We start from the raw sequence: 19,960 nt of genomic DNA on the forward strand, positions 1-19,960 counted from the left end.
TTGTTTGATGCCCGTCGGACGTGAGGGTAGACACGCGCCACGTTGACAGAATCCGACATGTCTGATCGCCTTTGGTGGTGACGCCTCCACGCCTGCGTAACCTGCTCTCGTTTGGGCTCCTCAGTTGCGCAACGGCGGCGCTCGTGCCGCTCGGCTGCGGGGCCACGGTCAGACCACTGGCGCAGCAGGACGACCGCCCGCGTGTGCCGGACGCCACCGCGGAGCGCCTGCGTGAATGCGTCGATGAGTTCGGTGGCGACCTTCGCGGGGGGGTACTACACGTTCGACGTCGCGGTGAAGGTCGATGAAGAGGGCCGCGTAGTCGATGTGGAGGCGAAGGGCGTGCCCCACGCGGATCTCGCAGGGTGCACGCGGATCGCGCTGCGAGGCATGACCGTCCCGGAGGACCTGCTCAGGCTGCGCAAGCTGCGCCTGTCCGCGTCGCCCGCTCCTGCGAACGGCCAGACGCCGGCCGAGCGTGGGCTCGCCGGGCACCCCGCGGTGCTCGTGGTCGTTGCGGTCGCCCTCGCCGACCTCGTCATCGAAGTGGGTCCCATCCTCATCGTGGTGGCCGCGTCGGTGGAGATCGGGAAGGGTGATATCGCGGAGGTGGCTCGGAAGAGGCCCAAGCCGAACTTGAACCGCTGCCTCGACGCTGCCGCGGGGGGCGGTGCGCTGTGGGACGAGTTCTGCCGAGCGATCCCCGACGACATCGATCGTGCGGTATGTTGGAGCGAAGTGAATGAGAGCGAGCAGCACAAGCGCGGCTGGTGCAGGAAGAAATTCGGAAAATGATAGTATCCAAGCCTGAAAATACCACCTCAAAAACCAAACGAACACGCTGGATGGCCGAGCGCCGCCTCGAGCGACGTGATGCCGTCGGAGGCATCGTCGTGGTCCGCGTCGGTTTTCCTGAATGGCCCCCTGGCGCCGAGGAGTGGAGATGCCCCTTCAGGATCTTGGGATTGGGTGATGACTCGATCCAGCTTGCTCGCAGCGTCGACTCGATAGCCGCCATCCAAAATGCCATACGGGGCATTTACCGGAAGCTCGTGCAGAGCGGTGTTCCGCTTCGACGGGAGGGGTTTGATGACGATGACGAAAATGACACTGGGTTTTCCCTGGAAGCGGACAGAGGTTGGGGCCTCGCGTTTACACAACGTATCGAACAGATGATCCTCGACGAAGAGGCGAAGCTCCCCGGGCCCACGCGCGAGCGCCAGAAGCGGAAGGCTCGCCGCAAGGCGCCGGCGAAGCCGCGAATGAGAACCATATCCGACGCCGAACGACCACGCTGGATAGCCGAGCGCAAACTTGTGCGATGTGATACCGTCGGTAGCATCATCATGGTCCGGCTCAGTTATCCTGAATCATACGCTGACGAGAATGTGTGGAAATGTGCATTTACATTCGAGGGACTGGACGACGATTTGATTTACTTTAGCCACGGCGACGATTCGATGGGGGCGCTCCAAAAGGCCTTGAGGGGCATTCGTTCCAAGCTCGTGCAGAGCGGAGTTCCGCTTCGATGGGCGTTGTCGGGGCTCGAGGAGAATGACATTGGATTTTCCATGGAAGCGGACAGAGGTCATGGCCTCGCGTTTACGCGCCGTATCGAGCAAATGATCCTCGACGAAGAAGAAAAGTACCTCCAGCGCTCCATGCGCGAGCGCCAGGAGCACCGCGAGGCCCGCCGCAAGGCGCGGGCGAAGCCGCAACCGAAATGACGCACGACGGAGCACGGCCTTTCAGACCGGCGGCTCCTCGTTGTTCTCCCGCGCCGCCCGATCCCCGAGCTCCAGGAGGAACGACCCCGGCAGCGTCGAATTGATCTCGCGGCCCCGCCACCGCTCCTCGCTATGGCCCGGCGGCGGCAAGAGGCGCGCGATCGCCGTGGAAATCACCCCGAACAGCCGCGGCGCCAGGCCATGCAGCACCGGCAAGATCCGCCCCACGAGCCCGAGGTGCACCTCCCTTTGCCCTTCCCGCGCCGCGCGCACGATACGCTCGGCCGCGATCTTCCCATCAATCGAGAACAGCGGCAGCGACGACAGCACGCTGAACCAGGCGAACTCCTCCCTTTGCCGCCCGAGGAACTCCGCATTGTAGAACGAGCCCGTCCGCATCGGACCCGGCACCACCGTCGTCACCTTCGTCCCGCGCGCGCGGAGCTCGGCGGCGAGCGCCTCCGAAAAACCCACCATCGCGAATTTCGAGGCCGTGTAGCCGATCATGTGCGGCAGCGGCACGCGGCCGCCGACCGAGGTCACGTTCACGATCCGCGCGTCCGGCCCGAGGTGCGGGAGCGCCGCGAACGTCATGTGCGCCGCGCTCCAGAAATTCGAGCGCATCGCTTCATCGAGCTTCGCCGCGTCGATCATGTCGAGCGGGGCCACCTGGATCACGCCCGCATTGTTCACGAGCACGTCGATCCGCCCGAACCGCGAAACCACGCTGTCGACGAACGCGGCCGCTTCGGCCGGATCCCCGAGGTCCCGCGCCTCGCCGAGCACGTCCGCTCCGTGCCGGCTGAGCAAAAGCTTCGTCGCGCGGTCCACGGCGTCCCCATCTCGCCCGCAAATGGCCACGCGCGCCCCCTGCCGGACGAGCTCCTCGGCCATGAGCAGCCCGAGCCCCCGCGACCCGCCGGTCACGACCGCGACCTTGCCTCGCAGGCTAATGGCGCGCGCCCGACGAGCGAGCCAGCCGAACGACAAACCCAGCACCGCCAATCCGGCCAGCGCGGTACCCCCCGACATGCGCCCGTGTAGAAATCGCGCCACGGCTCCCTCCCTGGCTTTCGAGGGGCAAACCGCGTACCACGACGAACAGGCGACCGGGCCCGACGTCCAGCAGAATGTTATAGTTGAAAAAACTGCCGGATCTTGGCAAGCAGCGCCGAGCTCTTCGCGTCGGCCTCGGCCCGCGAGCTCCTCGATGCGCGCGCGGAAAGGTTCTCTTCCAGGGCGATCTGGCGATCGACGAGGGCGCGCGTGATCTGCTCGAGGAGGCGGGGATCCGCGGCGAGCACCTCCTGGAAGGCGCCTTTGCTCACCTCGACGAGCTCGCAGTCCGTCGTCGCTTTCACCGTGGCGGCGCGCTTCTCGCCCGTCATGAGCGACATTTCCCCGAAGAATTGCCCGGGGCCGAGACGGGCCACCTCGGCGACGCTCCCGCCCTCGCCGCGGCCCACGATCACCGCGAGCTCGCCCTTCTGCACGATGAAGAGCTCGCTGCCCATCTCGCCCTGCCGGATGACCGCCTCGCCGGGCATGAAATGGCACGTGCGCGAGAGCGCCGCGAGCCGCTCCAGCGATGCCTCGGGCAGCGGCTCGAGGAAATGAACCGCCCCGAGCGCCGCCATTCGCCGCGTCGCGTCCTGCTTCGTCTCCTCCGCGCGCGACTCCGCCGTCACCGCGTGCGTGTGCACCGTCCGCATCGGGTACGGAATCGAGATGCCGGCGCGCTTGAACGCGTACCAGATCCGGTGCCGGACCATGGAGTCGATCCGATCGCGCAGCGCGAAATCCTCGATGAAGTAGTTGACCACGTACTGGATGCCGCTGTCGGCGAAGTCGCGCGTCTGCGCCGTGGGCGCCGGTTGCGTGAGGATGCCGGGGACTTCATGCACCGCTTCGAGCAAGGCCTCCTCGACGCGGCGCGGGGAAACCTCGTAAGGCGCCTGCACCGTCACCGTGCGTCGCGCGATGTTCGTCGGCTTCGTGAAATTGCGGATCGTCGTCTTCGCGAGCACGCCGTTCGGGATGACGAGCTCGACCTGCTCCAGCGTTAGCACCGTCGTCGCGCGCCAGTTGATCTCGACCACCCGGCCGATGAGCTTCGGATCGCCGTCGATCCCGATCCAATCGCCGACCTCGAACGGCGTCTGCGCCTGGATCGCGAGCCCGGCGAAGAGGTTGCCCAGGGTCTCCTGCAAGGACAAGCCGATCACGGCCGTGAGCAGGGCGGACGTCGTGAGCAAGGAGCCGGGCTCGACGCCCACTTCGCGGAGGACGATCGCGACCGCCCCGAGGAAGACGAGCCCCTGCACGATGTCGCGGATGATCCGCGGCAGCGGCTTCGACAGCCGCGCACTGACGACCACGTCGACGACCAGCACGAAGATCGCGCGGGCCAGCGACATGAGCAGGAAAAACAGGCCGAGGACCTCGAGCCCGCGGTTGATCTTTCCTTCCGGCAGAGGCAGCCGGACGAGCACGGTCAAGGCGTGCAGCCCGAGCAGGACGAGCGGCGTGCGCAGCGTGGCTTTTCGCTCGGCGCGCGGCAGGGCGAGCGCGCAGAGCAGGAGCACCGCCGCGCCGATGCCAATGCCGATCGCGCCCGCGCCGAGGGTTTGCAGGATATGCTGTGGGGGTTCGGTGCTCATGGCTTGCAAGAAAGTTCAGGTTGACGGCGCCCTCAGGGGCAGCCCTGGCCCGCGCCGTCGCAATCGTTGAAACAGGACTGGCAAACGAGGCAGCTCGCGGTCTCGTTGTAGAGCGCGATCCCGTCGGGGAACGTATCCAGGCACTTGTCGAAGCAGATCTGGTCCTGGCAGCTCGGGAGGCAATTCAGGAGACCCTCACACGACGGGGTCGCGAGGCACTTCGTCCAGAGCCCGTTGCAGATCGAGTTCGTCCCGCACTCGATACAGAACGGGCAATCGCCCTGGTTGTCACAGCTCATGGGGCCGGTCGCGGAGCTGCTCACGACGCTCGGGCCGGAGCCAGGACCAGGGCCCGGGCCGACGCTCGACACCATGGGGCCGGGACCCACGCTCGTAATGGGCCCCGGGCCGTCGGACGAGGACTGGCTCGTCCCGCCGGCACCGCCCGCTCCCTCGCCAGGCGTGTCCACGACGACCTTGGCGCCACAACCCGCGGCGAACGCGAGCCCGAGGGCGACCATCGAAAGAGCGACGGCTTGCTTCATCGCGCGCAGCATACATCCACTCCGCCGGGAGCCAGCAGGATCTTTCTTCCCCTGGGCCCCGGTTCGAGGCATGAATGGGGGCGATGGGCGAGGCCCTCTCCCGCGTCCTGGATCCTGCCGCGCTCGACGCCTGCGACAAGCCACGCGGGCGGCTCGTGATCGAGGTGCCCCGCGGCTGGGCGGGCGCCGTGATCGAGGTCGTGATCCCCGCGCGCGTCGCCTGCGCCCGCTGCGACGGCGGCGGCTGCGACGGGTGCGGCCGGCGTGGCGGCCATCGTGTCCCGGGAGATCCGACGACACGCCGCGTGCGCGTGCGCTTGCCGAGCGAGCTCGAGAGCGGCGTCGTGCTGCGGATCCTGCGGCCCTTCGGCGAAGACGGCGCGGGGATCGCGCAGCTCCACCTCGAAGCGCGCGCGGGCGCCGCCGCGAGCGAGGGCGTCACGTGGTGCGAGCCCGCCATGACGGACGCGCCGCGCATCGAGCCAGCCGCGCCGCGTGCCAGCGCTTCGCCGCTCGACACCTGGAGGGCCGCGACGTACGCGACGATCGCCGTCGCGCTCGCCGCGCTCGTCGCGTTCGCCGTCGGCCGCTGACATCCGCGCCGAGCGGCGTGTACGATGCCGCCATGTTGCTCGCCTTCGGCACGCGCGCGCGCGCGTTCGCCTCGTGGTCTTCGCTCGTCCTCGCGGCGGGGCTCGTCGTCGCTTGCGACAAACCCGCGGCCGGCCCGCCGTCCCCGGATGCTTCCGCGTCGGCCTCCGCGTCCGCGCCCGCGCCCATCGCCAAGCCCCGGGAGCCGCGGACGGGCGAGTACGACCAGCCGCGCCGCGTCCTCGCGCGCATGCAGGGCAACCTCGAACGCGTGGTCGACGGAAAAGAGCCCGTGAAACTGCCTGCCGGCGTGGAGGCGCACCCGTTCGAAGCGCTCGTCGGGGCGTACAAGGCCGTGCTCGACGGCGATGCGAGCGCGGCGGACAAACTCGCCGCGGTGGCGAAGGAGGCGCAATCGAAGCTCGACGCGCTCGTGGGCGGCTCGAACGACGCCAAACCCAAAGACGGCAGCAATGCCGATTATGTGCGCCGCGTCGGGGCGATCGCCGCGGCGAAAGCCGAGGGGCCCGAGGGGACGATGATCCGGCTCGTGGCCACGATGCGGCTCGTCGACGCCGCGCTCGTCCTCGCGAACGGGGAGGACTTCCAGAACGCCGATTACAACCTCTTCAAGCGGTACGAGGGGGTCGTCCTCCGGGAGACGGACCGGTTCCGCGACGGCGATTGGCTGCGCCTGCCCTGCCGCACGATCCTCGGCCGTCGCGCCCTCGTCGAGGCGGCCGCGAAGCGCCTCGAAAAGGCCGCGGGTCCGGTTCTCGGCTGCCCGACGCCCAAAGGCCGGGAGCTCGATTTCGACCTGATGGAGCGTTTTGCGAAGGACCCAGCGGGGACCGTGGCGGACGTGCTCCCCAAGAAACCCGAGCCGCCGAAGGAAACGCCCGCCGCCGCCGATCCGGCGGTGCCCGCCGAGCCCTGGGATCGCGGCGACGCGATCGTGTTCATGGGAGAAAAACCCGACGCGGCGGAGAAGCCGCTCGAAGCGGCGTCGAAGAAGGACGCCGTGGGCAAGCTCGATTACGCGCTCTTCTTGCACGCGTTTCGACCGCAATCGGCGGCGCGTGACGCGAAGATCAAAAAGCTGCTCGGCGAGGTCGAGAAAGCGAGCCGCGCCGCCGCGAAGAAAAACCAGGACGAGGTCGTCCTGGAAGACAGCTCCATCGACCTCCGCGCCTACGATGGCACGGACGAGAGCTTGCTCGGCATCCTCCGGGTCGCCTCCTCGACCGAGGCCGCGAATACGACGTCGGCGTTTTATGCCATCCCCTGCGCCGTGCTCCTCGCGCGGCCGAAGATCCTCGAAGCGACGACGCCGCTCTTCGGAGGCAACCGCGACAATTTCCTCCCGCGCTCGGGCTGCGCCTGGGGACGCGGCTTCGTGCGGGGCTTCCCCGACCGGGAGCTCGCAGCGTACACGGAGGCGACCGTCGAGGCCGACGGCAATTTCTACGTCAATCACGGGGGCACGATGCGCTTCGCGCTGGCAGCCGCGCTCAAGCAGAGAGAGGAGACGATGCGGGTCGCCCCGAAGGAATTCCTCGACAAACCCGAGCCGGCCATGGCGCCTTACGAGACCTGGTCGTACATGACGCCCGAGAGCCGCGTCATCTTCGGCCGGCTCTCCCACCTCGCCGAGGCCCTGGAGAAGAAGCTCGTCGCGCATTACCAGACCCGGGGGCTCGACGAGAAGCAGGCGAAACACGCCGCGCACGTGGGACTTTTCGAGGTCGTCTGGGGCGCCTCGTGCGGCGACGCGCCGCCGCCCCGCTCCTTGCGCAAGCTCGTCGCGGATGGCGCGCCGGCCGCGGAGATCCGCGCGTTCATCGAGAAGGGCGAGCACAAGGACGCGGCGCGCCTCGCGCCGTTCGACAAATGCGCGGCAAACACGGGCCGGGATCCGCTCCTCCACATGGCGGTGCTCGATCCGGCTGCACTGCCGGTCCTGTTGGAGATCTCGGCCGAACCCGGCAAGGAGAAAGAGCTCGATCTCGAGGTCGATCCGAACGAGCGGAATGATTTTGGAAAAACCCCGCTCATGGCGGCCGCGCAGCAGGACCGCGTGGAGTCCGCGCGTATCCTGCTCCAGCGCGGCGCGCTCGTGGACGATACGACGTTCAGGTGGGGTTCTTTCAGAATCGCACACGACGCGCGCACGGCGCTCATGTACGCGGCCGCGCGCGGGTCGCTGCCGATGATCCGGCTGTTGCTCGACGCGGGCGCCGACAAATACGCGGCCGATACGAAAGGGCTGCGCGCCGTGGATTACCTGGTCGGCCACGGGCCGGTGCCGGCGAACAGCGTCCTTTCGCCGGCGGAGCTTGCCGAGGCGGTGAAGCTGCTTTTCTGAGGGAACGATTCAGGGGGGATTTGACTGGATCTGTCCGGGGCTCAGAAGAGGCGCGCGCGCACCCCCAAGTTACCTGTCGTCGCCTGGCCCGTCAGATACCACGAGTCCGTGATACGATCGCAGTGAATTTTATCGGCTCCGCTATCCAAGCTTCCGATGATCCTGGTCAAGCCGCAAGAGTATCCCTTCGTCGACCCCACATACTGTGCAAGATCGTCGGTGCCCCAGGAAACTTCACCGCTGTACGAGGGGACGGATACGCACCGCGCGCCAGCTCGGAGGGCAGGTCCGCCGGTTTTGCCTGTCATGTACCAATCCCCGCCCGACACATAGAGGTGGACCCATTCGCTGCCGTTATTGAACCCTCCCTGAATGCGGGTGAGAAAGCACACGCGACCGGTCGCAGTGCCCATGTGTTTCGGGTAGTTGTCGACTGCCGAGTCCCAGGTGTATTCCCCCGTGTAGGTGCCAGCGGCAGCGTACGCGCAGCTCGCCCAGGCGCCCACCCCCGTCTGCGCCGAGTCCACATCCAAGTACCAGGAGCCGCCGCTCGTGTAGACTCGGACACGCTCCGTAAGCCCCGCAAAGTTGCCCTTTATACCCGTCAAAAAGCAGACGCGGTCCGACGTGGGGCCCAGGCCCACCACAGGTTGCCCCTGCGCCAACCCCACTTCTCCCGTGGATTGAAGTTCCTCGCTGGCCGTGCCCGTGTCTTCCGTCGTGTCCTCGTGCCCGACTGCCAGTTCGGCGGCGAGCTCATCATCCATAGCCTCCACCACGCATCCAGAAGTACCCAGGAGCAGCACACACGCGAGATGGTACGAAAGTTTCATCGTATTTCTTGGCCTTCGAGTTCGAGCTTGGTTCGTGCGACAGGTGCGCGAGTTTCCGCGATCCCAAGAGGGATCGCGGAGTTCATCGCTTCGCACGTGTTCCCAAGTAACACGTCACCTGGGAATCAAAAAATACGCATTTATGCGTAGAAGCCCCAACACGAGCCCCCTCGTCCGCAACGCTGGTTACACCGTTCAGCTCACCAAACCAACGCGGCACCTCATTGCGAAGGCAAAATCGGCGAGGGCTCCCCGGGCGACAGGATCCACACCCGCCGCATCGCACGCGTCACGGCCACGTGGAGCGCCCGTCGATGATCCGGGGCGTCGGGCCAAACCTTCGCGCTCGCATCCGGGACGATGACGTAATCGAATTCGAGGCCTTTCACCTCGGACACCTCCGTCACCTCGATCCCCGGCCCGAACGAAAAGTCCCCGTCCCGCACGAGTCGGCACGGCATGCCCCGGGCGACGGCCTCGTGCACGGCCCGCGCAGAAGGCTCGTCGCGCGCGATGATCGCCACCGACGCATACGGATCGTCGGCGCGCAATTGCCGGAGCGCCTCGCAAAGGACCGCCGCGGCGTGCCCCTCGCCGGGTACGATCGTCCGCAGCACATCCGCGCCCTCCCGCGGCGCGCGCGGCACCTCGGCAGGCGCCTCCGCGCCGAGGATCACGTGGGCAAACTCCACGACGGGCCGCGGCGAGCGGTACGACGTCTCCAAAAACGCCGGCTCGCTCCGCACGGAAAGCGCCTCCATCACGGCCTCCCACGAGCGGAAATGGCCCGACCGATCGATTCGTTGCGCCGCGTCCCCGGCCACGGTCACGCTGCCCTGCGGATCGAGCGCCCGCCCAATCACGCGGAGCTCGATCGGCGCGAGCTCCTGGGCCTCGTCGAGCACGATGTGCGCATACCGGGAGAGCGTGCCGGCCTTCGTCGCGCCCGCGCCCGTCCGGCGGTAGAGCAATTCGAAGAGGATCGCATAATCCTCCACGTCCACCGTGCCCGACGTCTCCTCGGGCGTGCCAGCATCGAGCGTCCGCCCATCGAGCGTGGCGAGCCGGTCCGCGTCCACGTGCGCATACGCCTCCTCGCTCGTCATCGCGAGCTGCTGCTTCGTGTGCGCCGCGACCTGCTCGACGATCCCCGCCGGCAGATCACCCTCCGACGCCTCGACGGCACGCGCGAGCAACGCCCGATCCCCCACGAGCCTCCGGTGATCGCCCCGCACCCGCGCGAGTTTGTCCTGCTCCTCGGCGAGCGCCTCGCAGAGGAGCCGCCCTTTCTCGCCGGGCGTTTCCCTCGCCAAACCCGCCTCGATCGCCTGCAGCCGTTCCCGCAGGATCGGCTCATTCCGCGCTTCGAGTTCCTTCCGCAGCGCACCGCGGAAGCCGAGCAGGCGGTCGAGCTTGCGCGCGAGGGCGCTCGTGTCCTCGTCGATCAGCCGATCGATCGCCGCAAAAAGCGCCGGGTGACGTTTCAAGCGGCACGCGGCGAACGGCGGATCCGGCGGCTCGTGGTGCGGGAGCCACGAGAACACGCGGCGCGCCTCGGCGCGAATCCAGTCCTCGAATGTGCGGACAAGCACGCCCTCCACCGCGAGTCCTTCGAGAATCCGCTCGGACAGACGACGGAGCCCTGGCTCGGGGACGAGCACGAGCATACGTTTGGCCGGAAAGACATCCGGAAACCGCCGACGCAACGCGGCCACGCGGTGGAGCGCCACCGTGGTTTTTCCCGAGCCGGCCGAGCCGAGCACGAGCAGCGGCGCGCATGGCTCCCGATCGACCAGGGCCTGCTGCTCGGCATCAAGCGTGATGAACGGATTGCGGGTCTCCGGCGTCCGTCGCGGGGACGTGGGGTCCACGAGCCGGGGAGCCCATGCGCGCGGCTCGAAGCGCCACGTGTCGCCCTCGCGCAGCAGCACGCCGCCCGGGACGGTGATGCTCGCGAGCGCGCCGCCCTCGAACGTGAGGAGCCGCCGCTCTTCAACCTTGCCCTCGATGATGCGGCCGTCCACCTCGATCTCGTAGTCCTCGCCCTCCTCGCACGAGAAAAACACCTCGGCGATCGGCGATTTCCGCCATTCCACGATGGTGACGCCGCGCTTGCCGTCGAGCAGCGGCGCCGCGCCGAGCATCACGTCGCGCGTCCGACCCGCCACGCGGACACGCAGATGCGCAAAATAAGGCGCCGCCGGATCCGGGAAACGATCCTCGCGCGCCCGCTCCAGCCGAGCCTGCTCCTCGTGCATTTGCGCGAGCAATGCGGGCCTGTCCTCCTCGCCGGCCGTGTTCCATGCGTCCCGGAGCGCGCGCAGGCCTTCCCCGTCCGGCCGTGCGCCGCGGCGAGGGCCTCGCGCCTCTGCGAGGGCCTCACGTGTCCTCGCGAGGAGCCTTAGCTCCTCGGCAACGACGGACCCGGGTTCGCTGGAAATGGGCCGTTCGCCCGTACCTTCCATGCTCCCTCCCGCCGGGTGACGAAAAGGTCACCGGCGAGGCGGAAACTACGGGTTAGGCCCGGTTCCAGCAAGACTTGAAAAGAAGAATGTTTTTGCTAGGATATATGTCGTCGGCGAGGGGGCACGCCGCGAGCCGCGGAAGCCGCGAGCGTCACGCGCCGACGTGCCCCCTGCCGAAGCCCACCTCGCGCCGAGCTACGGCTTCGGGGGGTAATCGGGGTAGTCAGGATATTCAGGGGGCTTGGGGGGGACCGGTTGCCCCGGGCATGCGCCCAGCGTGTCGCCGTGAGCCAGGTGCGCGGGCACGGCGTGGTCGTCGACGCACAGGGTAATGTCTTGGAACTGCGGCACGACGTGGCAGATGAGCACCTTATTGTTGCTGGGCGGCCCGCACGATTCGACCGGAGGAATCGGCTCCGGCTTGTCGGGCTTGTCCGGCAGCTCGGGCTTGGCTTCGACGCTCAACGGCTGCGAATCCGTGAATTCGAGCGACATGATGTCGTCGCGATCGGCCACGCAGCCGATCGCAAAAAGACAGCAAGCGACCGACACCATCCCGAGCTTCGCAAAACCCATGGCGTGACTCCTGTGTGGAACCTCGAGCACCCTTCGAGGCCCCCAAGTGACAATCCATTTCGCGGCGGAAGTTAGGCGCGATTAACGCCGCGAACCCTTCGAGGATCCCTTAGAATCGTTTGGAGTCAAGCGAATGAATAGAGATCCCCGAGGTCGGAACCATCCGGCAATGGCGGCCGTCGTCTGCTCGGGATGATCAGGGAGCCTGCGATCGCCGTAGCTCCCCGTAGGGCATCGCGCGTCCAGGTAGGGTCATTCGCTGACGTAGACCGTTCCGAGACACATTTCGTCGTTCGTCCCCTCGCCCCAATTTATGTCGTACATCTCGGTGTTGTCCCAGGTGCACTTCAGATGAAGTTGATCGCCCGGCTCGAAGCGAGTGGGCGCTTTCAACGCATACGACCCCTGCCAGTGGAAATTCCAGGATGGGATGTCAACCAGGCATTCCTCCGCATCACCCCGCACGACCCGGAGCGAGCCGCTCTTGCCGCGCGTGTGCATGTGCACGCCACCCGTGTAGATGTTGACGGGTGTGTTCGACGGCAGGGCGCCGCCCGTGGCGATATTCAAATACGGCGACGGATCGGCCATGACCTCGTGCATGACGTCGCTCGTGTGCGCGGGGATCGTCATGGTCTGCTGCGTGACCCAGGAGATCTTCGTGAACGGCATGATCGCGGCCTTCTTCTCCACGGTCTTGTCCGTTCGCACGAGGAGCTTCGTCTGATCCGGCACCGCCGCCGCCGCCGAGGTGTTGTAATGCATCTGCACGATGAGCTTCGATCCCGGGGGAATCTCGATCCCCGTGCCCGCCGGATAATCGGCGCCGGTGCTGCCGGGCACCCACGCGCCGACCCAGCCCGCCGACGAAGGACCGCCGCCGGGGCCGCCGTAGCAGGTCCAGCCGACGCCCGGCTCGGCGTCGTCGAGCGCCTGGAAATCCGCGAGGTTGTCGGGCTTCGCCACGAACGCGATCACGTGATGGACGATCGACCTCTCCCCCGGCTCGACGCCCATGCCCGTGATGTACGTCGTCTCCTCCGCGGGCCAGTCGACGAAGAAGCAATGGTAATCGTCGGGCGAGACCTTCGGGGTGTACGCCTCGGGGATGGGCAATTCGAGGTCGACGCGGGAGAGCGTCTGCGCGGTGTCCTCGACCGGCACGGGCGCGTCCGCCGGGTTGCCCTCGGGCGCCCCGTCCGCGATCCAGCGCGAGATCGTGTCGATTTGCTCGTCCGTGAGCGACCTGTTGCCGAGGTACTCGTTGCAATCGTTGTCCGCGGGCCAGGGCGGCATCGTTTTCGCCACGATGGCGGCCTCGACGGCGCCGCGCATCGCGTGCACCTCCTCGTACGTCGTGAGCGCGAACGGGCCGACGCCGCCCTCCGCGTGGCATTTGCCGCATTTCGTATCGACGAGCGGCTTGATGTCGCGATGGTACGTCAGGGCTCCCGCCGCGGGCGTACCCGGGCCGCCGCTACTCCCGCCATTCGTGCAGCCCGCCAAAGCACCGAGCGCCACGAGCACACACGCGATCCGAACACCGTCGAAAGCAAGCATGTTCTCCTCCTTCACCGCGCCTAATTCCGCGCCGCGCGCTCGAGCATTCCCTCGAGCTCGATCCGCACGGCGCAGGTCGCCTCGTCCACCGAGAGCTCCTGGTTCCTCCGAAGCTCCTCCCACATCGAAAAACTCGCCGCCGCCGCGAGCCCCGCGAGCAAGACCGCCCGCGTCTCCTCGGGCGCCGCCTCGATCTCGGCCTCGAACACCGCGCGAATGGCGGCCCGATGCATGCGCGCCGCCTCGCGGAGCTGCCCCGCGAGGAATGCCAGGTCGTGCGCGAAAAGCACGGCCGCGCGGCGCACGGGCGCGACGTGCTCGTGGAACCGACCCACCCCCTCGGCGACGGCCCGCGCCCGCTCCGCCGCCGTTCCGTCCCGCGGTAGCTTCGGCCAGAGCGGCATGACCGTCTCCATCCGCCGCCGCGCCGCGCACGCGAGCAGATCGTCGAGGTCGGTGAAATGGTTCCAGATCGCCCGCCGCGACACCCCCGCGCGCTCGGCGATTTGCTCGCCCGAAGGACGCAAGACGCCCTCCCCGAGCAGCGCGAGCAGTGCCTCCACGATCGCCTCCCGCGTGCGCTCGGCGCGCGCGTGGCGCCCATCGGCCGGCGTCTGCGTGGCGGGCTCCTTGGTGTGCATCGCGACGATGACTCTACCTATCTGCACTCCGAGTGCAAGTAGTTTTTTTGCACACCAAGTGCATGTTCTATCGTGTTAGAGGGCTCGCATGCCCGACGTCCACCTCGAACGCGACGGCGCCGTCGCCACGCTCGTCCTCGACGACGTTCGCCGAAAAAACGCCATGAGCCCCGAGCTCGGGGACGCGCTCGCCGCGCGCGTGCGCGAGATCGCGCGTGACGCGTCCGTCCGCGCCGTCGTGCTCGCGGGCGCGGGAGACGCATTCTCCGCGGGCGGCGACCTCGCCATGCTGGAGCGCCTGCGCGCCGCGAGCTTCGCGGAGGCGCGGGCCTTCATGCTCGGGTTTTACCACCGGTATCTGTCGATCACGGAGCTCGACGTGCCCGTGGTCGCGGCCGTGCGAGGGCCGGCGATCGGCGCGGGGCTCTGCGTCGCGCTCGCGGCCGACCTCGTGGTCGTCGACGAGGACAGCCGGCTCGCGGTGAATTTCGCGTCGCTCGGCCTGCACCCGGGCATGGGCGCGACGTACCTCGTGCCGCGCCGCGTGGGCGCCGAACGCGCCGCGGAGCTCCTGCTCACCGGCCGCCGCTTCACGGGCCGCGACGCCGCGGCCTGGGGCATGGCCCTCGAAGCGCTCCCCGGCGATCGCGTGCGCCCCCGCGCCGCGGAGCTCGCCGCCCAGATCGCGGAATCCGCCCCGCTCGTGGTGCGCGCGCTCAAGCGCTCCCTCGGCATCGACCGCGGCGCGCTCGCCCATGCCCTCGACCGCGAGGCTTACGAGCAGGCCGTGAGTTACGCGAGCGAGGATCTCGGCGAAGGTCTCCGCGCCGCCAGCGAAAAAAGAAAACCGGCATTCTCCGGTCGCTGATTCCGCGATTCTCGCGGTTCCCTCGAATCGATCCGAGCCGCACGGACGGCCGCCCTCTTGCATGGCCGGATGGACAATGCCACCGGACGGAACACGCACGTCCGTTCCATTCGACAAGGGGGAAACATCATGAAACGTACGCTGGGAGCGGCTCTCGCCGTGCTCTCGGGCGCCGCCGTCGCGCTCTGCGCCGGCCAGGCGGCAGCCATGAATCTCTCCATCGACGACGCGACGATCGACGAATTCGGCGACCTCTCGCTCGATATCTCCGAGATCTTCCTGCCTCAGCGCTCCGAGGTCGGCTACATCGGATCGGCCCGCGCGCTGGCCACGTTCGTGTGCGTCGATCACCGCGGCCAGCCCCTCGGCGGGCCGCGCGGCCAGCGCATCGCGAGCATTCCGGTCGACGACGCGCGGCTCGCCCGCGCCGATGTCCGCGGCAACGTGCGCACGACGCTCACGCTGCGCGTCCAGGATCACATGCCCGAAATCGATTGTCCGGGCCGCTCGTACGCGCAGCTCGCCCGCATCCAGTACACGAACATCCTCGTCCAGCGGCCGGGTGCATTCACCACGGGGCGCACCGTGTCGCGGGATTTCATTCCGACGGTGCGGGTGCGGATCGACCGCGGGCGTTGACGATCACCGCTTCGCGCCCACCGCCCGCGCCGGCACGCGCATGCTGGCGCGAAGCGCGGCGCGCAGGTCCGGCCACGTGCGCGCGCCGCCGAGGTCGGCCGAAAGCGAAACGAGCGCCTGCGCCACCTTCGGCTGCATGCCCGAGAGCGCGCCCTCCGCGCCGAGGAGCTGCACGGCTCGCAGGATCCGCACGATGTGCTCGGCCACGGCCCCGTCGACCTCCTCCACGGCCGTGAGATCGATGATCACGTGCTGGCTCTGCGTCCGCACCACGGTATCGAGCAATCCCTGCATGATCCGCTCGGCGCGCTGATCGTCGAGTTTGCCCACCACGGGGAGCGTGATCACGCCGTCCCAGACCTCGATGATCGGCAGCGAGAGGTGCTGGATCTGCTCCTTTTGCTCGGCGATCACGCGGAGCTTCGCCTCGAGCTCCTGCTTGGCCAGCATGCGCACGGTCACGTCCGTGATGAACCCTTCGAGCGCGAGGAACACGCCCGACGTATCGAACACGCCGCGCCCCTGCTCCTCCACCCACCGCGCCTCGCCCGATTTCGTGCGGATCCGGTACTTGAGATGGTAGGGCGCGCGCGCGTCGATCGCGGCCTGCACATCTCTCCAGACGCCGCCCCGGTCCTCCGGGTGGATCAGGTCGCCCCAGGAGACCTTCGCATTCTCGAGCATCTCGTCGACGCCGTACCCGCAGACGGCCTCGCATCCCGCGCTCACGAACTCCATGCTCCAATGCGAATCGTTGCGACACCGGTAGGCCATCCCCGGGAGGTTGCCGAGGAGCGTGCCGAGAAACCGCTCTCGCTCCCGCGCCTCCGCCTCCGCGCGCCAGAGCGCGGTCACGTCGTGCGCGACAATGCGAAAAACCCGATGCTCGGGGAAGGTGACGCCGCGCCATTCGAGCCAGCGGAGCTCTCCCTCGGGCCGCACGAGCGGGAGATCAAACGTGACGACCTCCCGCGCCGCCCCGCGCGCGAGCGCCGCCGATACCTCCGCGCGGGCATCGGGCGCGAAGAGCGCGACGAGGCCCGCGGCCTGGAGTTCGTCCTCGCTCCGCCCGGCGACCTGACAAAACGCCGGGTTCGCGGCCCCGATCGCTCCGTCGAAATCGACCTCGAGGCAAGGAGCGGACTGGAACCGGAAAAAACGCTCGGCGCTGGGATCTCGATGCATCGTCGTGCAAAACGCAAGCGCGTCCGAGATCCATCAGAACCGTGGGGTCGGCCCGGGTCAAGACCAACCTGGGAGAAATCGTGCACGAAGAGGAAACGTCAACCGCGGAGTGCCGCCATTGCGACGGCCGGAATACGCCCCCATCCGGGCCGGGCATAATACCGGAGGAGCCGCTCCGCCGTGACGGCCATGTTGCGGTGATCGTAGAAGAAGGGAGGCCGCGGGAACGTCTTGAGCGGACCCCGGAGGACGGCCTTCTCGATACGCCCGAGCATGACCGTGTTGTGGACGAAGCCGATGCCGCTCTTCACGTCGGCGAGCGTCACGCTCGGATGACCGCCCCACGGGGCCGTGACGGTCCCGTACACGAGCCCGGGCCAGTGATTCACGGCGACGGCACCATAACGGAGCTCGTCGATGGCGCGCTCGAGCGCGGCGGAGGCGACGGGATCGTCCTCCAAAATGCTCGGACAAACGATCGACGCGGAGAGCGTGCCCCAGAGGGTGTCGTTGCAGAAACGCGTCGCGGCGGCGAGGAACTCGGCCGGGTCGTCGGAGCCGACCGAAACCTCGCTGACGATGCCGCAGAAGGGCTCGGTGGAAAAGAGGGGCTCGCGCGCATCCGCGGGGTCGAGGTCGGTGATCATCGTCCAGGGCAAGACACCGGGGCTCGCCTCGCCGATGAAACGCACGCGGTCGTGCCCCTTCACGAGCGAGGCGTGACGCTGCTCCGCGCCCGGGTAATACGCTTTCCGCGGGCGCACCTCGCCGAGGGCTTGCTGGAGCTTGTCGAGGAACAGATCCCGCTGCGCCCAGCCGCGGGCGAGGACGAGCATCTTCGCGGCGTTGCAGTTGAACGAGGCGTTGTTGACGATCTGCGTGGCGATGCTGCGCGCCTGGAACCAGAGCTCGTCCTCGGCGTAGAGGTAGGGCACGACGACGACGGGGCTCACGTTGCCGAGCTCCGAGGTGATCGGCTTCTTCAGGACGGGATCGTTCGCCGCCCGCCGCGCGTCCTGCTCCGGCCCGGGTTTGCCCCAGACGATGATGTCGTGCGTGTGCTGCGAGCCCGTGATGTGCACGTGCGAGACCAGGCGGTGCGACGCGAGGTAGCTGCCGACCTCCGGCCCGCCGTGCACGATCCGCACGAACCCGCGCGAGATCAGGGGCGCGAGCATGTCCTCGAGGATCGGGCCGAGGTAAGCGTTGACCGGGCTCGTCTTGAGGAGGACGACGCGGCCCTCGTTGAAGAGCGTGTGCAGCGTATCCATCGGCCCGATGCTCGCGACGTTGCCGGCCCCGAGCACGAGGGAGATGCCGCCCTCGGGATCGGCTTGCCGGTAAAACGTGGCCTGCTCGGCGCGGACATCGGCGCGGCGCACGCCTCGTTCGAGGTGCACGTCGCAGGTGAACCCGGAGAGCAACGCGCCGTCCGCGCCGCGCATCGGGAAGACGCGGACCTTCGTGCGGCCGTTCTCTTCACGGACCGCGCGGAAGGGCAAGCGGGGCGCGCCGCGCGTGGCGATCTGGTCGAGGGCGTCGGCGAGGGCGGCGACGTTGCTGGCGATGGTGCAGGGGCCGGCGAGCCACTCCTCGCCGGCGATGGGGGCGGCGGCGTCGATGCCTTTTTCGTGGCAGCTCGCCTGGACCATTCGCAGGGCGGAGGCCTCGACGCGGGGCAGGACCTCCTCGCGGAGGAGCCGGGCCTTGTCCCGCGGGGGCAAACGCGCGAAGGCGCGGGCGCTGTCGCCGAGCTCGGCGAGGGCGCGGTCGAGGTCTGCGTGGTTCGGCTCCACGCGGGACAGAGGGCGGTCTTCGGCGACGCTGACGGTCATGGGGGTGGCGAGGGTAGCCCAGACGGCGGAGGGATTCGACAGGGGGCTTGGGGGCGGAGCTCCGATCTCGGAGCGGAGCCCCCAAACGTCGACGACGCGCTGGAGCGTTGCTTGTGTCGTGGCGCGCGGGGCGCGGCTCCGGTACATTCGCAGACGATGGCACTTCGTTCTTCGCCCTGGATCTTGCTCGCGACGGTCACGACGGCGCTCAGCGTGACCGCGGCCGCGCCGGCGCAGCAGCCCGCCCCCACCGCGCCGGCCCCGACCGCGCTCCCGACGCCTCCGCCGCAGCAGGCCGCGCCGCCGCAGCAAGGCACGCCGCCCCAGCAGGGACAAGCGCCGCAGCAAGGACAAGCGCCGCAACAGGGCGCGCCTCCGCAAGGGCAACCGCCGCAGGGCACACCGCCGCAGCAGCCGGGCTACCCGCCGCAGCAGCCGGGGTATCCTCCGCAGCAACCGGGATATCCTCCGCAATATCCCCAAGGGTATCCGCAGCAACAGCCGGGCTACCCGCAGCAGCAACCGGGATATCCGCAACAATATCCGCAGGGGTATCCGCAGCAACAGCCGGGCTACCCGCAGCAGCAACCGGGATATCCGCAACAGCAACCCGGCTACCCGCAGCAGCAACCCGGCTACCCGCAGCAGCAACCCGGTTACCCGCAACAGCAACCGGGGTATCCCCAACAGCAACCGGGATATCCGCAGCAAGGGTATCCGCAGGGGTATCCGCAGGGGTATCCGCAAGGGTATCCGCAAGGGTATCCGCCGCCGCAAGGGTATCCGAACGCGGCGGGCGCGGGCACGGGCACGGGCCCGACGCCTCCGCCTCCGCCGCCGCCCCCGAAATGCTGTCGCTGGTCGGCCCGCGTGAATCCGTTCGATTTGCTCTTCCGGCGCCTGAGCTTCGAGGCGGAGGTGGCCGTCTGGGGCCCCATCGCGCTGCAAATCTCGCCGACGTGGATCTGGGGTTCGCCGACGGAAAACCTCGACGCGAGCGGCTGGGCCCTCGCCGGCGATGTCGGCGTGTATTTCGAGGGCAAGGCGCTGCGCGGCTTCTGGCTGAAGGGCCACGTCGGCTACGAGAGCTTCGACGCGACCGTGACGCACCCGCAGCTCACGAACGTGAGCGCGACGCAAAACGTGAGCTCGATGATTCTGGGCGGCATGATCGGCAACACCACGGTATTCACGCGCGACGGCGGATTCTCGCTGTCCGGCGGCATTGGCATCGGCGTGGCGCTGGCCGATCCGGTCACGGTGATTGCGGAGTCGAAGGATCCCCGCTTCCCGAGCGTGGGGGTGACGTTTTACGATAAAGAAGGGGCGATTCAGATTTTGGGGACGTTCGGGCTTGGCGTGACGTTCTGATCATTGCGGGGTGAAATCGGGCATGCCGGAGGCCTTGCTCGGTTCCACCCCGTAGCGCGGCGATGACGGGAGCGCGACGGCCACCTTGGCCGCACGGGG

The 19,960-nt window shown here is 68.2% G+C and carries 17 protein-coding genes; 7 read left to right on the forward strand and 10 right to left on the reverse strand.

What is annotated here, in order from left to right; genetic code table 11:
* Nucleotides 1–243 precede the first annotated feature (243 nt).
* Both KEG57_RS12575 and KEG57_RS12580 read left to right on the forward strand, forming a co-directional pair.
* Complete coding sequence (locus tag KEG57_RS12575; protein ID WP_272419871.1) at nucleotides 244–795, forward strand: hypothetical protein; 552 nt, start codon at nucleotides 244–246, stop codon at nucleotides 793–795.
* A gap of 50 nt (nucleotides 796–845) precedes the next feature.
* Entirely contained in the window at nucleotides 846–1,727 is an 882-nt protein-coding gene (locus KEG57_RS12580) for a DUF6968 family protein (protein WP_272419870.1), read from the forward strand.
* A gap of 21 nt (nucleotides 1,728–1,748) precedes the next feature.
* Here the strand turns inward: KEG57_RS12580 and KEG57_RS12585 are convergent, their stop codons facing one another.
* From KEG57_RS12585 to KEG57_RS12595, 3 genes are all read right to left on the reverse strand, one after another.
* Complete coding sequence (locus tag KEG57_RS12585; RefSeq protein ID WP_272458496.1) at nucleotides 1,749–2,783, reverse strand: SDR family NAD(P)-dependent oxidoreductase; 1,035 nt, start codon at nucleotides 2,781–2,783, stop codon at nucleotides 1,749–1,751.
* A 77-nt stretch (nucleotides 2,784–2,860) separates the two neighbouring features.
* Entirely contained in the window at nucleotides 2,861–4,387 is a 1,527-nt protein-coding gene (locus KEG57_RS12590) for a mechanosensitive ion channel family protein (protein WP_272419868.1), read from the reverse strand.
* A gap of 32 nt (nucleotides 4,388–4,419) precedes the next feature.
* Nucleotides 4,420–4,932, reverse strand: a complete 513-nt coding sequence (locus tag KEG57_RS12595) for a hypothetical protein (protein WP_272419867.1) — start codon at nucleotides 4,930–4,932, stop codon at nucleotides 4,420–4,422.
* 83 nt (nucleotides 4,933–5,015) lie between these two features.
* On the opposite strand from KEG57_RS12595, the gene KEG57_RS12600 reads away from it, so the two are divergent.
* Together KEG57_RS12600 and KEG57_RS12605 are read left to right on the forward strand one after the other, a co-directional pair.
* The gene (locus KEG57_RS12600; protein ID WP_272419866.1) at nucleotides 5,016–5,525 is read left to right on the forward strand and encodes a hypothetical protein; all 510 of its coding nucleotides are present in this window, start codon (nucleotides 5,016–5,018) and stop codon (nucleotides 5,523–5,525) included.
* Between the two features lie 32 nt (nucleotides 5,526–5,557).
* On the forward strand, nucleotides 5,558–7,888 hold the full coding sequence (locus KEG57_RS12605; RefSeq protein WP_272419865.1) for an ankyrin repeat domain-containing protein: 2,331 nt from the start codon (nucleotides 5,558–5,560) through the stop codon (nucleotides 7,886–7,888).
* A 41-nt stretch (nucleotides 7,889–7,929) separates the two neighbouring features.
* Here KEG57_RS12605 and KEG57_RS12610 read toward each other — a convergent pair whose 3' ends face one another.
* The 5 genes from KEG57_RS12610 to KEG57_RS12630 all read right to left on the reverse strand — a co-directional run bounded on the left by KEG57_RS12610 (nucleotide 7,930) and on the right by KEG57_RS12630 (nucleotide 13,963).
* The gene (locus KEG57_RS12610) at nucleotides 7,930–8,721 is read right to left on the reverse strand and encodes a hypothetical protein (RefSeq protein ID WP_272419864.1); all 792 of its coding nucleotides are present in this window, start codon (nucleotides 8,719–8,721) and stop codon (nucleotides 7,930–7,932) included.
* Between the two features lie 221 nt (nucleotides 8,722–8,942).
* Nucleotides 8,943–11,186, reverse strand: a complete 2,244-nt coding sequence (locus tag KEG57_RS12615; protein ID WP_272419863.1) for an ATP-binding domain-containing protein — start codon at nucleotides 11,184–11,186, stop codon at nucleotides 8,943–8,945.
* Between the two features lie 195 nt (nucleotides 11,187–11,381).
* Nucleotides 11,382–11,762 carry a hypothetical protein gene (locus KEG57_RS12620; protein ID WP_272419862.1) on the reverse strand — a complete coding sequence of 127 codons (381 nt, stop codon included), beginning with the start codon at nucleotides 11,760–11,762 and terminating at the stop codon, nucleotides 11,382–11,384.
* Between the two features lie 252 nt (nucleotides 11,763–12,014).
* Nucleotides 12,015–13,322: a monooxygenase gene (locus tag KEG57_RS12625; RefSeq protein ID WP_272419861.1), complete on the reverse strand. Its 1,308-nt coding sequence runs from the start codon at nucleotides 13,320–13,322 to the stop codon at nucleotides 12,015–12,017.
* A 20-nt stretch (nucleotides 13,323–13,342) separates the two neighbouring features.
* Nucleotides 13,343–13,963: a TetR/AcrR family transcriptional regulator gene (locus KEG57_RS12630; protein WP_272419860.1), complete on the reverse strand. Its 621-nt coding sequence runs from the start codon at nucleotides 13,961–13,963 to the stop codon at nucleotides 13,343–13,345.
* Between the two features lie 88 nt (nucleotides 13,964–14,051).
* Here KEG57_RS12630 and KEG57_RS12635 point away from each other — a divergent pair, with 88 nt between their 5' ends.
* Together KEG57_RS12635 and KEG57_RS12640 are read left to right on the forward strand one after the other, a co-directional pair.
* Complete coding sequence (locus tag KEG57_RS12635) at nucleotides 14,052–14,831, forward strand: enoyl-CoA hydratase/isomerase family protein (RefSeq protein ID WP_272419859.1); 780 nt, start codon at nucleotides 14,052–14,054, stop codon at nucleotides 14,829–14,831.
* 129 nt (nucleotides 14,832–14,960) lie between these two features.
* A complete protein-coding gene (locus KEG57_RS12640; protein ID WP_272419858.1) occupies nucleotides 14,961–15,470 on the forward strand; it encodes a hypothetical protein in 510 nt (169 codons plus the stop codon).
* A gap of 3 nt (nucleotides 15,471–15,473) precedes the next feature.
* Here KEG57_RS12640 and KEG57_RS12645 read toward each other — a convergent pair whose 3' ends face one another.
* Together KEG57_RS12645 and KEG57_RS12650 are read right to left on the reverse strand one after the other, a co-directional pair.
* Complete coding sequence (locus KEG57_RS12645) at nucleotides 15,474–16,655, reverse strand: PAS domain-containing protein (protein ID WP_272419857.1); 1,182 nt, start codon at nucleotides 16,653–16,655, stop codon at nucleotides 15,474–15,476.
* A 98-nt stretch (nucleotides 16,656–16,753) separates the two neighbouring features.
* On the reverse strand, nucleotides 16,754–18,490 hold the full coding sequence (locus KEG57_RS12650) for an aldehyde dehydrogenase family protein (RefSeq protein WP_272419856.1): 1,737 nt from the start codon (nucleotides 18,488–18,490) through the stop codon (nucleotides 16,754–16,756).
* 156 nt (nucleotides 18,491–18,646) lie between these two features.
* Here KEG57_RS12650 and KEG57_RS12655 point away from each other — a divergent pair, with 156 nt between their 5' ends.
* Nucleotides 18,647–19,861, forward strand: coding sequence for a hypothetical protein (locus KEG57_RS12655; RefSeq protein WP_272419855.1), 1,215 nt, complete (start codon nucleotides 18,647–18,649; stop codon nucleotides 19,859–19,861).
* Nucleotides 19,862–19,960 lie beyond the last annotated feature (99 nt).

The sequence above is a fragment of the Polyangium jinanense genome (assembly GCF_028435365.1).

Excerpts from the sequence above, each read along its gene's own strand:
- KEG57_RS12630 (WP_272419860.1), bottom strand. The coding sequence starts at position 13,963 with ATGCACACCAAGGAGCCCGCCACGCAGACGCCGGCCGATGGGCGCCAC.
- KEG57_RS12640 (WP_272419858.1), top strand. The coding sequence starts at position 14,961 with ATGAAACGTACGCTGGGAGCGGCTCTCGCCGTGCTCTCGGGCGCCGCC.
- KEG57_RS12655 (WP_272419855.1), top strand. The coding sequence starts at position 18,647 with ATGGCACTTCGTTCTTCGCCCTGGATCTTGCTCGCGACGGTCACGACG.
- KEG57_RS12595 (WP_272419867.1), bottom strand. The coding sequence starts at position 4,932 with ATGAAGCAAGCCGTCGCTCTTTCGATGGTCGCCCTCGGGCTCGCGTTC.
- KEG57_RS12625 (WP_272419861.1), bottom strand. The coding sequence starts at position 13,322 with ATGCTTGCTTTCGACGGTGTTCGGATCGCGTGTGTGCTCGTGGCGCTC.
- KEG57_RS12615 (WP_272419863.1), bottom strand. The coding sequence starts at position 11,186 with ATGGAAGGTACGGGCGAACGGCCCATTTCCAGCGAACCCGGGTCCGTC.
- KEG57_RS12575 (WP_272419871.1), top strand. The coding sequence starts at position 244 with ATGAGTTCGGTGGCGACCTTCGCGGGGGGGTACTACACGTTCGACGTC.
- KEG57_RS12605 (WP_272419865.1), top strand. The coding sequence starts at position 5,558 with ATGTTGCTCGCCTTCGGCACGCGCGCGCGCGCGTTCGCCTCGTGGTCT.
- KEG57_RS12635 (WP_272419859.1), top strand. The coding sequence starts at position 14,052 with ATGCCCGACGTCCACCTCGAACGCGACGGCGCCGTCGCCACGCTCGTC.
- KEG57_RS12645 (WP_272419857.1), bottom strand. The coding sequence starts at position 16,655 with ATGCATCGAGATCCCAGCGCCGAGCGTTTTTTCCGGTTCCAGTCCGCT.
- KEG57_RS12600 (WP_272419866.1), top strand. The coding sequence starts at position 5,016 with ATGGGCGAGGCCCTCTCCCGCGTCCTGGATCCTGCCGCGCTCGACGCC.
- KEG57_RS12620 (WP_272419862.1), bottom strand. The coding sequence starts at position 11,762 with ATGGGTTTTGCGAAGCTCGGGATGGTGTCGGTCGCTTGCTGTCTTTTT.
- KEG57_RS12580 (WP_272419870.1), top strand. The coding sequence starts at position 846 with ATGGCCGAGCGCCGCCTCGAGCGACGTGATGCCGTCGGAGGCATCGTC.
- KEG57_RS12650 (WP_272419856.1), bottom strand. The coding sequence starts at position 18,490 with ATGACCGTCAGCGTCGCCGAAGACCGCCCTCTGTCCCGCGTGGAGCCG.
- KEG57_RS12610 (WP_272419864.1), bottom strand. The coding sequence starts at position 8,721 with ATGAAACTTTCGTACCATCTCGCGTGTGTGCTGCTCCTGGGTACTTCT.
- KEG57_RS12590 (WP_272419868.1), bottom strand. The coding sequence starts at position 4,387 with ATGAGCACCGAACCCCCACAGCATATCCTGCAAACCCTCGGCGCGGGC.